At 40.2% G+C, this 15,542-nt stretch carries 15 protein-coding genes; 7 read left to right on the top strand and 8 right to left on the bottom strand.

The window, feature by feature from the left end; translation table 11 throughout:
• Positions 1-16: 16 nt before the first annotated feature.
• Positions 17-883 carry a glutamate racemase gene (gene murI / locus CSB87_RS11595; protein WP_000125351.1) on the bottom strand — a complete coding sequence of 289 codons (867 nt, stop codon included), beginning with the start codon at positions 881-883 and terminating at the stop codon, positions 17-19.
• A 48-nt stretch (positions 884-931) separates the two neighbouring features.
• Positions 932-1,543, bottom strand: a complete 612-nt coding sequence (locus CSB87_RS11590; RefSeq protein ID WP_002053462.1) for a DUF1285 domain-containing protein — start codon at positions 1,541-1,543, stop codon at positions 932-934.
• A 184-nt stretch (positions 1,544-1,727) separates the two neighbouring features.
• On the opposite strand from CSB87_RS11590, the gene CSB87_RS11585 reads away from it, so the two are divergent.
• The gene (locus CSB87_RS11585; protein ID WP_002053275.1) at positions 1,728-3,440 is read left to right on the top strand and encodes an electron transfer flavoprotein-ubiquinone oxidoreductase; all 1,713 of its coding nucleotides are present in this window, start codon (positions 1,728-1,730) and stop codon (positions 3,438-3,440) included.
• A gap of 41 nt (positions 3,441-3,481) precedes the next feature.
• Here CSB87_RS11585 and CSB87_RS11580 read toward each other — a convergent pair whose 3' ends face one another.
• Positions 3,482-4,009, bottom strand: coding sequence for a hypothetical protein (locus CSB87_RS11580; protein WP_023188510.1), 528 nt, complete (start codon positions 4,007-4,009; stop codon positions 3,482-3,484).
• An 84-nt stretch (positions 4,010-4,093) separates the two neighbouring features.
• Complete coding sequence (gene tusA, locus CSB87_RS11575) at positions 4,094-4,351, bottom strand: sulfurtransferase TusA (RefSeq protein ID WP_002053527.1); 258 nt, start codon at positions 4,349-4,351, stop codon at positions 4,094-4,096.
• Positions 4,352-4,535: 184 nt separating this feature from the next.
• On the opposite strand from tusA, the gene CSB87_RS11570 reads away from it, so the two are divergent.
• Together CSB87_RS11570 and lnt are read left to right on the top strand one after the other, a co-directional pair.
• Positions 4,536-5,375, top strand: a complete 840-nt coding sequence (locus tag CSB87_RS11570; RefSeq protein ID WP_002156911.1) for an HlyC/CorC family transporter — start codon at positions 4,536-4,538, stop codon at positions 5,373-5,375.
• Positions 5,372-6,931: an apolipoprotein N-acyltransferase gene (gene lnt, locus CSB87_RS11565; protein WP_006582256.1), complete on the top strand. Its 1,560-nt coding sequence runs from the start codon at positions 5,372-5,374 to the stop codon at positions 6,929-6,931. Before CSB87_RS11570 ends, lnt begins: the two co-directional genes overlap by 4 nt.
• A 1-nt stretch (position 6,932) precedes the next feature.
• Here lnt and CSB87_RS11560 read toward each other — a convergent pair whose 3' ends face one another.
• Positions 6,933-7,271: a tRNA-binding protein gene (locus CSB87_RS11560; RefSeq protein ID WP_002156976.1), complete on the bottom strand. Its 339-nt coding sequence runs from the start codon at positions 7,269-7,271 to the stop codon at positions 6,933-6,935.
• A 240-nt stretch (positions 7,272-7,511) separates the two neighbouring features.
• On the opposite strand from CSB87_RS11560, the gene CSB87_RS11555 reads away from it, so the two are divergent.
• Positions 7,512-7,772 (top strand): DUF2798 domain-containing protein, encoded by a 261-nt coding sequence (locus CSB87_RS11555; RefSeq protein WP_004710772.1) that lies wholly within the window; start codon positions 7,512-7,514, stop codon positions 7,770-7,772.
• 60 nt (positions 7,773-7,832) lie between these two features.
• Here the strand turns inward: CSB87_RS11555 and CSB87_RS11550 are convergent, their stop codons facing one another.
• The 3 genes from CSB87_RS11550 to gspF all read right to left on the bottom strand — a co-directional run bounded on the left by CSB87_RS11550 (position 7,833) and on the right by gspF (position 10,187).
• Entirely contained in the window at positions 7,833-8,177 is a 345-nt protein-coding gene (locus CSB87_RS11550; protein ID WP_006582257.1) for a hypothetical protein, read from the bottom strand.
• A gap of 265 nt (positions 8,178-8,442) precedes the next feature.
• Positions 8,443-8,958 (bottom strand): type II secretion system major pseudopilin GspG, encoded by a 516-nt coding sequence (gspG, locus tag CSB87_RS11545; RefSeq protein WP_006582258.1) that lies wholly within the window; start codon positions 8,956-8,958, stop codon positions 8,443-8,445.
• 23 nt (positions 8,959-8,981) lie between these two features.
• Positions 8,982-10,187 (bottom strand): type II secretion system inner membrane protein GspF, encoded by a 1,206-nt coding sequence (gene gspF / locus CSB87_RS11540; RefSeq protein WP_006582259.1) that lies wholly within the window; start codon positions 10,185-10,187, stop codon positions 8,982-8,984.
• A gap of 148 nt (positions 10,188-10,335) precedes the next feature.
• On the opposite strand from gspF, the gene CSB87_RS11535 reads away from it, so the two are divergent.
• The 3 genes from CSB87_RS11535 to CSB87_RS11525 all read left to right on the top strand — a co-directional run bounded on the left by CSB87_RS11535 (position 10,336) and on the right by CSB87_RS11525 (position 15,522).
• On the top strand, positions 10,336-12,564 hold the full coding sequence (locus tag CSB87_RS11535) for a primosomal protein N' (protein ID WP_006580968.1): 2,229 nt from the start codon (positions 10,336-10,338) through the stop codon (positions 12,562-12,564).
• Positions 12,565-12,639: 75 nt separating this feature from the next.
• Positions 12,640-14,481: a monovalent cation:proton antiporter-2 (CPA2) family protein gene (locus CSB87_RS11530; RefSeq protein WP_006580967.1), complete on the top strand. Its 1,842-nt coding sequence runs from the start codon at positions 12,640-12,642 to the stop codon at positions 14,479-14,481.
• 165 nt (positions 14,482-14,646) lie between these two features.
• Positions 14,647-15,522 (top strand): Hsp33 family molecular chaperone HslO, encoded by an 876-nt coding sequence (locus CSB87_RS11525; RefSeq protein WP_004710781.1) that lies wholly within the window; start codon positions 14,647-14,649, stop codon positions 15,520-15,522.
• Positions 15,523-15,542: the final 20 nt, after the last annotated feature.

Here is a 15,542-nt window from a genome sequence, read left to right as displayed (position 1 = left end):
ATGCCTACAACAGAGCTCAACTCAGATTGTGTAGCGTCCATGTCAATTCTTGTGGAATCATATTCTGTAAAACAGGTTGCAATGCTTCGGCATTATTACCACTTACATAACATTCAATACGTGCAACATTCTGACGTATTTGGTCACATAATAACTCATTTTTTATTAAAATACGGGCTGTTTGTCGGGCAACTGCTAATCCCGAATCAACCAGTGTGAATTGGTTATCAAAAAGATGATGAATTGCTTCATTTAAGAACGGATAATGTGTACAACCGAGTACTAAATAGTCAGCCCCTTGATCGGCTGCAGGCTGTAAAACCTCTTTTAATGCATTTAAACAAACAGGACTCATTTGCTGTCCTGCTTCTACACAAGGAACAAGCTCCAGATTGGTTAAAGTCATGACTTTAACACCCGCTGGAACAGCAAATTTTTCCACAACATCTTTAATGAGTTGCCCACGAAAAGTAGCAGGCGTTGCCAACACTGCAACTACTTTAGAACGGGTTTGTAATACGGCAGGTTTTAATGCCGGTACTAAACCAACAATGGGAAAGTGCTCGCCATAATGTTCACGTAAATGGTCAAGACTAAATGCTGAGGCAGTATTACATGCCACGACTGCAATTTTACAACCTTGGCGGTATAACCAGTCGACAGCGCGAGCGGTAAGCTCTCTAATTTCTTCATCAGAACGAGGGCCATAAGGAACATAGGCTGTATCGGCATAATACACAATATGTTCGTTTGGCAAATATCTGGCAATTTCTGCTGCAACTGACATACCTCCAATACCTGAATCAAAAATACCAATTGGGGCATCTGCCGATGCTTTAGGCATAGATTCTAATTCGGTAAATAAAGGCTGTATGGCTGTCATGGCAGTACTAGAGAGTGTCAGAAAATTTCACTCTATAAAGCTTAAACCTCAAGTGCCTAATTGCAAGTGCAAATTACCACTTTTTAACTGCAAAATGGTTTCGCCTTTATCATTTTCGACCAATGTTCCATAGTTCACGAGATGATAGAAAGCCTGACGTTGAATAAGCGCATTAATACCAAATCGGACATGCACGTATGGGCGTAATTCTCCTGCATATTCGCGCATAAAAATCGGGTGTTCTGCATCAACTAAAATCACATCTTGATTGGTGGTAGTCAGTTGCAAAAACTGATCACCTGAAATTTCAACCTGATCGACCTGATTGACCAATAAAGGTTCATCTTCAACTTCGATTTCAATTTGTTCTACAGGGGTTTTCAGGTAGAATTTACCCTCTTCTTTCCATAGGACTTTGGTAAACAAATCCAATAGGGCTTGGCGCTTGATTAATTGACCTTCGTGCCACCATTCTCCATTGGCTTTAACCGTTAAATCCATTTTACCGCAATGCTTTGGATGCCATTGCTCTAAAGGTGGGATTGACCTTTTGTGACTTTGCTGTACACCTTTTAAGTATTGTGCAATGTTCATTAAGTTTTTATCATCAGATAACGGTATTTTTCCCATATCCGATGGGGAATTATTTTGATTTACCATAGTTTATGCCTTGCTGACGAGAAAATATGACGACTCAGCCAATTGGCTAGATCATGGTTTAAAACTATACTAGCCAAAACGATAAAAGGCACAATAGCATATTTGCGCCTATGGATTAAAACTCACGGCAGCACCGGATGATCTGACATTACGGTTGCCACCTTTAAGTATTGAGGAGTCCTACATGGAACACATCGAACGCGAATCGATGGAGTTTGACGTTGTCATCGTAGGTGCAGGACCTGCAGGTCTATCTGCTGCGATTAAGATCCGTCAATTAGCGATTGAGAATAACTTACCCGATCTTTCAGTTTGTGTAGTTGAAAAAGGCTCTGAAGTAGGTGCGCATATCTTATCTGGTGCTGTACTTGAACCGCGTGCTATTAATGAACTTTTTCCAAACTGGAAAGAAGAAGGTGCGCCTCTTAACGTGCCTGTAACTGAAGACAAAACTTTCTTCTTGCTTTCAGAAACTACGTCTAAAGAAGCACCTCACTGGATGGTTCCAAAAACTATGCACAATGACGGTAACTATGTTATCTCGCTAGGTAACGTTGTTCGCTGGTTAGGTCAAAAAGCTGAAGAATTAGAAGTTTCTATTTTCCCTGGTTTTGCTGCATCTGAAGTGCTTTACCATGAAGACGGTACTGTAAAAGGTATTCAAACTGGCGACATGGGTATTGGTAAAGATGGCGAACCAACGCATAACTTTACTCCGGGTTATGAGCTTCACGCTAAATACACCCTCTTTGCTGAAGGTTGTCGTGGTCACTTAGGTAAACGCCTAATTGCAAAATATAATCTTGATAAAGATGCTGACCCTCAGCACTACGGTATCGGGATTAAAGAACTTTGGGAAATTGACCCAGCAAAACATAAGCCGGGCTTAGTGATGCACGGTGCAGGTTGGCCATTATCTGAAACTGGTTCGTCTGGTGGTTGGTGGTTATATCACGCTGAAAACAACCAAGTGACTTTGGGTATGATTGTGGACTTGTCTTATGAAAATCCACACATGTATCCATTTATGGAAATGCAGCGCTGGAAAACTCATCCACTCATTAAACAATACTTAGAAGGTGGTAAACGTATTTCTTACGGCGCACGTGCTGTAGTGAAAGGCGGCTTCAACTCATTGCCTAAATTAACTTTCCCAGGTGGTTGCTTAATTGGTGATGACGCAGGTTTCTTAAACTTTGCAAAAATCAAAGGCTCACACACTGCCATGAAATCAGGCATGTTATGTGGTGAAGCTGTATTTGAAGCGATTGCTGCTGGTGTAGAAAAAGGCGGTGACCTTGCGATTGCTCGTGTTACTGAAGGTGAAGATTTATTCGTTAAAGAATTAACTTCATACACTGACAAATTTAACAACAGCTGGTTAAAAGAAGAGCTTTATAACTCTCGTAACTTTGGCCCAGCAATGCATAAATTTGGTCAATGGATTGGTGGTGCATTTAACTTTATCGACCAGAACGTCTTTAAAGTTCCATTCACTTTGCATGATTTGAAACAAGACTTCGCTGCATTGAAAACTGTTGATGCAACGAGCTTTAAGCCAAACTATCCAAAACCAGATGGCAAGCTTACATTTGACCGTTTGTCTTCGGTGTTTATCTCAAACACTGTACACGAAGAAAACCAGCCAGCTCACTTGAAGCTTACTGATCCTTCAATTCCAGTGAATGTGAACTTACCAAAATGGGATGAGCCTGCTCAGCGCTACTGCCCTGCTGGTGTTTATGAAATCATGGAAAATGATGATGGTTCTAAACGCTTCCAGATTAACGCAGCAAACTGTGTTCACTGTAAGACTTGTGATATTAAAGACCCATCTCAAAACATTACTTGGGTAACGCCTGAAGGCGGCGGTGGTCCGAATTACCCGAACATGTAATTCCTTAAAAAAACTCCCCTCAAATGAGGGGAGTTTTTTTATTAGAATATCTTCGATTTTTTACTAAATACCATAACTGTTGGCCCAATGGCTGTATGTGCAGCACCATAGTCCTGATGAATCTCAATTCGGTAATCATCACATTGATAAATATATTTATTGTTCTTTTGCACCCAGCCTTTTTGGGGCACCTTAAAATTTTTGAGAATTCTACTTTTAAAAAGATCTAAATCCGTCTCATAACTTGCCATAGGGCCATCAAGAAAACTTAAACTAAATGAAGTAATCACTTCACTATCCAGATCGTAAGCAATATGATCAATCCAAGTCACGCCTGTTTTTTTGATCTGGGCATCAACCCCATCGGCAAACTCTAAATGGTAACTATCTCCTCCTAACACCACTTGCTTTACTGAAGGGTGAAGCTTTTGAAACTCACGAATATTTTGCCCAACCTTTAAACCTGCGACACTCATAGTTTGTATAGGAATTTCACAGGTTTTTGCATATGCGATTGAATTAAATAAGGCACAAATAGCAAGCCCTAAGCATAGATGAGAACTTTTCATCTTTAAGTCCTGAAATGAAGTGTATTCACTGTTTTAGTTTTTATTAGATTCAAGAACATGGAGCTAAAGCTTTAGATATTTGCTTTAACCCTTTTTCACCAGATAATGAAATTCTTTATGACCATTTTCATCTAAGCGTTCTTCTTGCAAAAGCAACTCATGACCTAAATGCATACAAAATTTAGGAATGTCCCACGAAGTCGAATTGTCTGTTGCGAAGACCTCAACCACATCTCCAGACTTAGATTTACGAATGGCTTGATGCAACATCATGACAGGTTCCGGACAACGTAAACCACGCGTATTGAGTTGTACAGTAGGTGAAATAGGTTGTTCTGACATAACAAACTCGAACAAATAGAATTTTCACATTTTAGCATAAACCGATCACTGACTTATGAACTGTAACTGGTGTTTACATAACAATATGTGTTTTGTCTTTTACTTTGTTTTATAGATGCATAAGGGCCTTTTCTTCGGTATGATCAATGTATTCATTTGATACATTGAGTCTTTAGGAAAGATCATGCAAGAGGAACCGAGTCCGTCGTGGGGAATGCGAGGCTTACGAAAGTGGTTAGGTACAGCGCCCGAAACCCGAGATGAATTATTAAAACTAGTCCAAAATTCACGTCGTTTTTTAGAACCTGATACTGTTGCCATGCTTGAAGGTGTTCTTGACCTTCCTGCTACAAAAATTCGTGAAGTTATGACGCCACGAACAGCAATGATCAGTATGCAAGAAGATGATCAGTTACTTGATATTCTTCACGTATTGGTTGAGTCTGCTCACTCACGTTTTCCAGTTTTCTCAGCTGACCAACCCGATAACGTCGTCGGTATTTTATTGGCAAAAGATTTACTGCCATTTTTGACTGAACCAAATACCAAATTAGATATTGGCTCGCTTATGCGCCAGCCATTATTTGTGCCTGAAAGCGCACGTTCAGATCAAGTTCTTCGTATGCTCAAACATACCCAAACCCATATCGCAATTGTCATTGATGAATATGGCTCTACGGCTGGTCTTGTTACGCTTGAAGATATTCTTGAAGAGATCGTTGGTGAAATTGAAGACGAACATGATACTGCTGATGAAGATGCGCAGTACATTGTTCCAGATAACGACCATACTGTAGCGAATGCATGGATGGTGCAGGCACTTACACCAATTGAACACTTCAACACTGTTTTAGATGCTGATTTTTCTGACGATGAAGTAGAAACTGTCGGCGGTTTATTGCTTCAAGAAATTGGTCTAGTCAGTGATTTACAAGGTCAGACAGTTGAACTTGGAAAATGGTTATTTACGATTGTTGAAGCAGATGCCCGCACTATTCATCTGATTCGAGCTGTACGTCAATGAGAGCATACTTTGAAAAGCTGTTAGTTTCTTCGCAACAACAAAAACAGCTTCCTTTAATTTTTCCATTGCTCATTGCTTTATTTTCAGGTGCCGTGTTTAGTTTTGCACTGGCACCTTATTATTGGTGGTGGTTGGCAATTTTGTCTCCTGCCCTACTCTATGCAACATTACATAAACGCTCAGCCAAACAAGCATTTGCGATTGGTTGGAGTTATGGTTTTGGTTTATGGTTTGTAGGGGCTTTCTGGCTCTATACATCTATCCATGTATACGGTGATACCAATGCGTTTCTAAGCGTATGTATGATTGCTGTTATGGCCCTTGTAATGGGATTATTTACAGCATTTCAAACTTGGGTTTATCGACGTTTCTTCCCTGAAACACCGCTGACTTTCGCCCCCCTCTGGATTGTTTTTGAGTGGGCTAAAACTTGGGTGTTTACAGGTTTCCCATGGCTATTTGTAGGGTACGCTTTTACCGAACGTTTACTTGATGGCTATGCACCGCTATTTGGTATTTATGCAATTTCTTTCGTGGCAATTGTATTGGCGTGTGCTTTAGTTGAAGTTCTGCGTAAGCGTATTTTCTGGGTTATTCCTTCTGCCCTATTAGTTTTAGGTGCATGGGGAGCATCATATATTCAGTTTGTACAACCTAAAGCGGCTAAACCGCTTAGTGTTTCGCTTATTCAAGGTAACATCCCACAAGATTTAAAATGGCTAACCGAATATCAAGTTAGAACATTAGAAATTTATGCAGGTTTAACTCAATCTGAATGGGGCCGTGACCTCATTGTATGGCCTGAGTCTTCAATTCCACTCTTCCAAACCGACATTGAACCGTTTTTGGATGCCATGGATGCACAAGCGAAAAAGAACCATACTGCTTGGGTAACCGGTATTCCTTATTGGGATGTTGCAAAATCACATCAAGTCGGCAGTCCTCTGTATTACAACAGTATTATGGCTTCTGGTAGCGATTCAAGCGGCCTTTATAAAAAGCAGCGTCTTGTGCCGTTTGGTGAATATATTCCGCTTTCAGGTTTACTCTCTTGGGTATTACCAGCCATGCAAAATGATATTAGCATGAGCGGATTTACACGTGGTGAGAGCAACCAGAAACCACTCTTAATTAAAGGGCATGCGCTTGCTGCTGCAATTTGTTATGAAGTGGCTTACCCGAACCTAACACGACGTAATGCAGAAGATAGCGACTTCTTGGTGACTGTATCTAATGATGCTTGGTTTACAGGTACTGCTGGCCCATGGCAACATTTACAAATGGTACAAATGCGCGCGAAAGAAAATGGTCGCTGGTTTATTCGTGCAACCAACACAGGTGTAACAGCATTTATTGATCAAAATGGTCATATCACTGAACAAGCACCGATTGATAAAGAGTTTGTCTTGAGAGGTGATTTACCGGCTATGCAAGGCCAAACTCTCTATAACCGTTTAGGTGATTATCCAATTTTAGGATTTGCAGTATTACTGTTGGTTTTAGGTTGGATCTATCGTCCACGTAAAGTTGATGTGTCTTATAAATCACGTCGCTAAGTTATAATAGCTTTGTACCCAGAGGAACTTCAAACTCTGGGATACAAAGTGCAACATCCCCATCTGCGTTATGAAACCCTGTCACTAAACATTCTGACTGAATAGGACCAATTTGTTTTTTAGGGAAATTCACGACAGCAACCACTAATTTATCAATCAAGTCCTGCGGTTGATAAAGTTTAGTAATCTGGGCACTCGATTTACGTACACCCAATTCTTCACCAAAATCTACATGCAGAATATAAGCAGGTTTACGCGCCTTTTCAAAAACCTCAGCTTGAATAATTTTACCTACACGAAGCTCTACTTTTAAAAAATCATTCCACTCGATTTGTTCCATTTACTTTTCTCATATTCTTAAATATCTGATTTGAAGCATATAATATGTACAAATAAAGAAACACCCTCTTTTTATTTTCAGCTCTCAAAATTCATGTTAAATTAAATCTGCTGACTCAAAAGCCGTAAACGTTTACGTCAATCAATGTGCCAACATACCTCCAACAATGCTTGGAGCTATTTATTCAAAATATTTTTATATTTTGAATGGCACGGGCGTTTGTTGGTTTACGGAGTTAAAATGAAAAACTCAAAATCTTTATCTAGTTTTAGAAAACTTCCAAATCGCTATACCTCTATCGTTTTACCCTTTCTTTTATCGATCATTATGACTTTTGTGGTTTCAATGATTAGTACATTACGAAGTTTGGGATTAGAAGAATTTTCCCTATATGTATGGATGTCGGCATGGGCAATTTCTTGGATAATCGCTTTTCCAACATTACTTTTAGTCTTACCGATCGTCCGTAAAATCACGACACTATTGGTACAGCCTGCTTAAACAAAAAAGACGTAGATTTAATATCTACGTCTTTTTCAAAAATGAAGTTAGCTATCAGTATTAAAAAGCGCTAGATAACTGCAAAGATAAATAAGCAACTAGACTTGATAAAAAAACCATTGGTACATAGCGATAAGCTTTAAAAACTAATTGCTCATATTTAGATGATATTTGTTTCGCTTGCCATATGCTTGCTTTTAATGCAGTGAAAAAGCTCACCATTAACCATGCACTGACAATACTTAATGCGAAGAAACCAATCATGATTTGGCTGCTACCTTCTGTACTCAGCCATAGTTTTAATGAAACTTCAGAAATTGGTAATAATGCTAAAATCAATAGGACAGACTTAAGCATCGCCCAATGAAACTGATTCAGTTCATCAAGTACGAGAAATGCTTTCATTTAATCTCTCCCATAGTTTTATAAAGTGGTTTTTATTTATTATGCAAAGCTTTTATTTAAATATATAGCTTATTTTCTCTCATATTTTAACTTTCTTGTAACTATTAAATATGGGAATAATTCTTATTTTAAATCTCAAAATTAGATATTAACTTTTTTACCTTATTTTCAATTAGTTATTATATTTTTGTGATTAAGAAAGATTATCAATTCGGATTATCGTTTTATCTTATTAACCGAATCGATAATCTCTCTTACATTTTAATTAAGGTTGGTAGTAAATATCGGCATCGTTGCCTTCACCACCTTCTTTACCGTCTGCACCAAATGAATATAAGTCAAAAGGATGACCGTCTTTTCCTGGAATGACATATTGAATATCATTTTTCCAACTGTCTTTAGGATAACCACCTTTCACATAACCACCTGGCATCCAGTTTTTTGCTGTAGCAGGTTGATTAATAAGTGCATCTAGTCCGCCTTCTTGCATAGTTGGGAAATGTCCGTTATCGAGCTTGTACTGATCTAAAGCACCCGCTACCCCCTTCAACGTAATTTGAGTGGTATCGATTTTAGCTTTTTCACTACGACCCATGACGTTCGGCACAATTAAAGCCGCCAACACACCTAAAATAACAATCACGACCATGACTTCAATAAGGGTAAAGCCTGAGGCACGTTTCATTCGAGCACCGCTCGAACGTGCCACAAGTCTGAAAGCTACGCTTGAGGTTTTTTGAGCATCCTTAACGTGCTCTTTTTGTTTCATGACCATCTTCATCATTATCTCTAATATCAAAGTTATTAAATCATATTGTTCATATTTACGATTGGCAGCATAACCGCAATTACTATAACCAACACAATGCTTGCCATTAATACCAGCATAAGCGGTTCAAGTAATGCCAATAAGGTTGAAATAAATGTCGTCACCTCACGGTCTTGCATAGTTGATGCACGTTCCAGCATACGGTCAAGCTCACCTGATGCCTCACCACTTCGAATCATTTGTACCATCATTGGTGGGAAATAACCACTGCGCTCCAATTGCGTACCCAAGTTACCACCTTCGGTAACACGCTCAGCAGCATGGGCAATAGAGTCACGGATGACCCAGTTATTGGTCACAGCAGCACCAATTTTTAGAGCATCCACCAACGGCACACCCGAACGAGTCAAAATAGATAAAGTACTGGCAAAGCGTGCAGCATTAATACCACGAGACAGTTTACCGAATAATGGCAATTTGAGTGTTAAGCGATCAAAAGCATAATGACCAGCCGTTGTTTTTAAAAACCGTACAAATGCAACAATGCCTATAACAGCAAAAAGGATGATAAAAACCCACGCATGGCGAATAAAATCACTCGCTTTCATTAAAGCGACTGTAATCCATGGTAAGGCATCTTTGCTTTGATCGAAGGTTTTTACAATCTCTGGAACCACATAGGTCATTAATCCCATCACAATACCAAATGACATCAGCATTAAAATGATTGGGTAAATCATGGCACCTTGAACTTTCTTTTGCATGGCAAAACGGTTCTCAGTGTAGTCTGATAGCTGATCTAAAATGAGATCTAAATGACCTGAACGCTCACCTGCTGCAACCGTTGCAATATAAAGGTCAGGAAAACGACCTGACTGTTGCATGCCTTGCGCAAGTGAATGCCCTTCTAATACTCTTGAACGAACCGAGAGTAAAAGATTTTGCACATGTGCTTTTTCACTTTGTCTGCTCACGGCGCGTAAAGCTTCTTCTAGAGGAATTGCAGCAGCAACCAAAACGGAGAGTTGTCTGGTCATCAGAGCCAAATCATAAGCACTAAACTTTTTCTGGAATAACCCGTGGCTTTGATGCTTATCTTTTTGTTCAACAGGGTCAACGCTAATCGGAGTCCATGCTTTATCGCGTAATTGTTGGCGAATCTGACGTGCTGAGTCTCCTTCAAGCACCCCCTTTTGCTGCTTCCCTGAAGCATCAATAGCAGTAAATTGATATGCAGGCATGGTAATGTTCTAATTTTCCAAAAATAATAGTCGCTGCTGTTGCATCTATGCTACGCAATCATTCATATTCATTCTATAGCCTGTGTAGAATACCCAAGTCCTCTTCACGACGCTATGCCGTTTTTTAAAATTGACGAAATGAGCCTCTATGACCATAACGCCAAAGCCTGATTCAGTTGTTTATCGTGTGCGTGTTGCCGTACCTGTGCATCTGTACGACACTTTTGACTATACACTCACCAAAGCACAATATGAACGGGCTCAAGTAGGTTCACGCGTCGCAATTTCATTTGGACGGCAAAACCTGATTGGTATCATTACTGAAAAAGTTGACCCACAAGAATCATTTACAGGTAACTTTCAGCTTAAAGCCATTTCTGAACTTTTAGATGATGAGCCTATTTTAGATGAACAAGTTTTAAATTTATTGACATGGTCGGCACAATATTACCAATTTCCGATTGGTGAGGTCATGCAAACTGCTTTACCTGCGTTATTACGTCAGGGTAAACCGATGGATGTTTTATTTCATCTATGGAAAATCATTCCATGTGACAATGTTGAAGCTCTGCTAAAACGCTCAATCAAACAACAAGACGCTTATCAAATTTTAAAATTACACCCTGCTGGAACTACAGAAAATATTCTTAATTTGAGTGGTGTAGAAACTGCGACACTTAAAGCACTTCAAAAGAAAGGACTGGTAGACTGTACGCTTGAGCCTCATGACTTTAGCCCAGCACCCGTACAATTGGCGCAAATGCCACTCACGCTAAATGATGACCAAAAGAAAGCCACTCAGCACGTCATTAATACACAGCATCAATATCAAGCGTTTTTGTTAGATGGTTTAACGGGAAGTGGTAAAACTGAAGTTTACCTGCACATCATGCATGAAGTGCTAAAGCAAGGTAAGCAAGTATTGGTGTTAGTTCCTGAAATTGGTTTGACCCCTCAAACCATTTCGCGCTTTAAGTCTCGTTTTAACTGCGACATTGCTTTATTACATTCCGGCTTAAATGACTCTAAACGCTTACAAGCATGGCAACAGGCACAGACTGGAAAGGCCTCTATTATTTTAGGGACGCGTTCAGCCATTTATACACCACTGCCACGTTTGGGCCTTATCATTTTAGATGAAGAACACGACCTGTCTTATAAACAGCAAGAAGGCTTTCGTTACCATGCGCGTGATGTCGCGCTTTACCGCGGACATTTACAAGGCTGTCCTGTTCTTTTAGGTTCGGCAACCCCAAGCATTGATAGCTATCACTTAGTCGAAACTGGCAAGTTAACTGCACTTCAGCTGAACCAACGTGCAGGCCATGCGCTTTTACCAAAAATGCATTTGATTGATCTTAAAATTGTCAAAAAACAGCATGGAATTAGCCAGCCTTTAATCGAGCAAATTAAAAATACCCTAGCAAGAAAAGAACAGGTTTTAATTTTTTTAAACCGACGTGGTTATGCACCTGTTCTGGTCTGTGAAAGTTGTGGTTGGCAAGCGAATTGTCCGCATTGTGATGCGCATTTTACGTTGCACACTCAGCCTTATTCTTATTTACATTGTCACCACTGCGGCACGGTTCATCGCTTGCCAGACCACTGCCCTGAATGTCAGCAAAAGAGTTTAAAAACTTTAGGTGCTGGCACAGCCAAGGTTGAAGAGCATTTACAAGAATTATTTCCAGATCATGATGTGATTCGGGTCGATCGTGACAGCACCAGCCGAGTCGGTAGCTGGCAAAAAATTTATGATCGCATTCAGCAAAATAAACCTTCGATTTTGCTCGGTACGCAAATGTTGGCAAAAGGTCACCATTTTCCGCATGTGACCTTGGTTGCTATTTTAGATATTGATGCAGGTTTATTGAGTGTCGATATTCGAGCGCCAGAGCGTACTGCTCAATTGATTGTACAAGTGGCTGGTCGTGCAGGTCGTGGAGAACATAAAGGCCATGTTTATTTACAGACTTTAAGGCCAGATCACCCTTTATTAACCACGCTTATTGAAAAAGATTATCGGGCAGTCGCAAAGCAAACATTGGCTGAACGTAAAGTTGCATTACTGCCGCCTTATCGCTATGCCGTACTTATACGCGCTGAATCGAAAGATCGCGATTATACCTTGCATTTTTTAAATGAAGCTGCCGAGCAACTTCGCCAAATTGCAGGCGATATTGTTGATATCTGGGGACCAATTCCAGCACCAATGGAACGTAAAGCGGGACGTTACCGCGCACATATGGTGATTTTGTCTGCTGACCGCGCTCGTCTGCATTTTTATTTAAGACAATGGTGGGCTCAGTTGGTTCATGCACCAAGACAGCATCAACTCCGACTCTCTATTGATGTTGACCCGCAAGAATTTAGTTAGATGATTTGAATATCATGGTGTGAAGAAACCTTTTTGGCTTTACACTTAAAAAGATCAATACATTCGGGGTAATGAATGTCATTCCTACTGCAAGCAACTATTTTTCTTGGAGCTTCTCTGATTTTAGTCCCTTTGGGTAAACGCTTGGGGATTGCAACAGTTTTAGGTTATTTATTTACGGGCATACTTCTTGGCCCAAGTGTTTTAAATATTGCCCATGACCCTGAAGCCATTATGGAATTGGCTGAGTTTGGGGTCATCTTACTTATGTTCCTGATTGGCTTAGAGTTACGTCCACAGCGCTTATGGGAAATGCGTGACTCTATTTTCGTGATGGGAAGTTTGCAAGTGGTGATTACGGGCATAATTCTCATGCTCACCATATTCCTGCTATTTCAACAACACCTCGCTGCGAGCTTTGTGATTGGTTTTGCGCTTGCGCTATCTTCTACGGCTTTTGTATTACAGCTTCTGTCTGAAAAACAACAGCTCAATACGACTTATGGCCAACAATCATTTTCAATTTTACTGTTCCAAGATATTGCAGCAATACCTTTACTAGCAGTCATTCCCCTCTTGGCAGGAACAGAATCTACCCATCATGGTATTGCTTATTTTGCTGCCATCATCGCAACATTTAGTGGACTATTCCTATTTAGTCGTTATGTGATGCGTCCATTTTTTCGTTTTGTCGCAAAAAGTGGTGCGACCGAACTGATTACGGCTGTAGGGTTATTTATTATTCTTGCTGTTGTGCTACTTATGGACACTTTAGGAATTAGCACGACACTAGGCGCTTTTCTCACTGGGGTACTTTTAGCCGACTCAGAATTTCGTCATGAACTTGAAGCAAGTATTGCTCCGTTTAAAGGGCTATTACTTGGTTTGTTCTTTATGACTGTGGGCATGACCACACAACTGTCTTTATTTATTGAAATGCCTTGGCTCATTATTGGCGGAGCGATTGGCTTACTCGTTATAAAAACCCTCGTGTTGACCGCTATTGCCCGCTATAAAAAATATAGTTGGAACAATAGCCTGCTGCTTGGAACATGTTTAGCGCAAGGTGGTGAATTTGCATTTGTCATTTTAAGCCTTGCTAAAAGTGAAAAAGTTTTGACTGATGCTTTATTAGAACCTGTTACCCTGATTGTGACGTTGTCGATGGTCCTTACCCCAGTCATTTACTGGATTATGGCAACTAAAATCATTCCTTTGCTTAATAAAGAACGCCCACCTGAATATGATGAAATTCCGCAACAAGATAATCCAATTATCATTGCTGGGTTTGGTCGCTTTGGACAAATTATTGCGCGTATTGCCCGTTTGCAGCACTTAGGCTTTACTGCCATCGACAACAACCTTCACCAAGTGGACTTTGTGCGTCGATACGGCGGTAAACTCTACTATGGAGATGTCACCCAACCTGACTTACTTCGCTCGGCAGGCATCGAAAAAGCCCAAGTATTTATTCTCGCAATAGACGATGTCGAAGACTCTATGAACGTTGCGCGGCATCTAAGATTGAACTATCCCCACATAAAGTTACTAGCACGTGCACGTGACAGACACCATGTACATCTATTAAGAGACTTAGGTGTTGAACATATTTGGCGTGAAACCTATTTATCATCGTTAGGTATGGCTTATCGCGCTTTACGCGAACTTGGTATTTCAGATGAACAAGCCTATAACAATATCGAAATCTTTCGAGATTATGATGAGAAATTACTCATTCAGCAGCAAAGCATTTATACCGATGAACAAAAGGTTTTTGAAACTCATCGTAATGCGCTGGCTGAACTTGAACATCTCTTTGAAAGCGATGCACAGCAAGCCACATCAAGACATGACGTGAATTTAAAGCGTCATTTACAACCAAATCGTATCGACATTACACGAGATCACGAAGAATAACTTGAGATTTCGCAAAATGGCTATATTAAGGACTTATTCACATTGCCTAAATGATTGCGACAATCGGTACAAGAGTTACCGATGTCCTGCTTGCAGCCACGCTGCATTCCCTAAGCTTGATTAAACCGAAGTTGTTATAATCTGCTTAGGGCCCTGGAGAATATTATGTCTGATTTACGCCAACGCTTTTATATAGAGGACTTTCCTGTTCGCGGTGAAGTAGTTCATCTGGAAGAAGCATTACAAACTATTTTAGCTCAACGCGACTACATGCCTGCGGTTAAGATTCTATTAGGCGAGATGTTGAGCGCGACTGCATTACTTGCAAGTACTTTAAAAATCAAAGGCCGTATCAGCTTGCAAATCCAGGCTAGCGGCTCTTTCAAATGGGCCATGGCTGAATGTAATCACTTAGGTGAAGTTCGTGCTTTAGCAGACTACGAAACAGATCCTCGTTTTGTTGAAGCAACTGACAGCAGTACAGTCCTTGGCGCTTTAGTTAATCCAATTTTATTTATTAACATCGAACCTGAGCATGGTGAGCGTTATCAAGGGATCGTACCTCTTGACCAAACAAACTTAGCGGGCTGTTTGATGCAGTATTATGATTTATCTGCTCAAATTCCAACTCGTATTGTATTGGCAAGTACAGCTAAACGCTCTGGTGGTCTACTCATTCAGTTATTACCTCGTCATGATGAGGAAGAGCAAAAACTGGTTGATGAAGATTTATGGCCACGTTTAACTATGCTGACTGAAACGCTCAAGCCTGAAGAACTAACTGAGCTTTCAGCGAATGAAATTTTGTATCGTCTTTATAATGAAGAAGAAGTACGCTTGCCAGAAGTTGAACATTTAAAATTTGGCTGTACTTGCTCTAAAGAGCGCTGTGCTAAAGCACTCATTCAAATTGGTGTTGATGCTGTTCATGAAACATTGGAAGCACAAAACCCGATTCAAATGGATTGCCAGTTCTGTAATACTCGTTATGAATTCACTGCTGAAGAAGCATTAGGTCTGTTTGGTGAACACTTGAGTTAATCCCTTACTTTATAAAAAGG

It is taken from the genome of Acinetobacter sp. AR_0276, from assembly GCF_003000705.1.
GTDB lineage: Bacteria > Pseudomonadota > Gammaproteobacteria > Pseudomonadales > Moraxellaceae > Acinetobacter > Acinetobacter nosocomialis.
The sequence above is the reverse complement of the archived record's forward strand: the minus strand, read 5'-3'. Positions and strand labels throughout refer to the sequence as shown.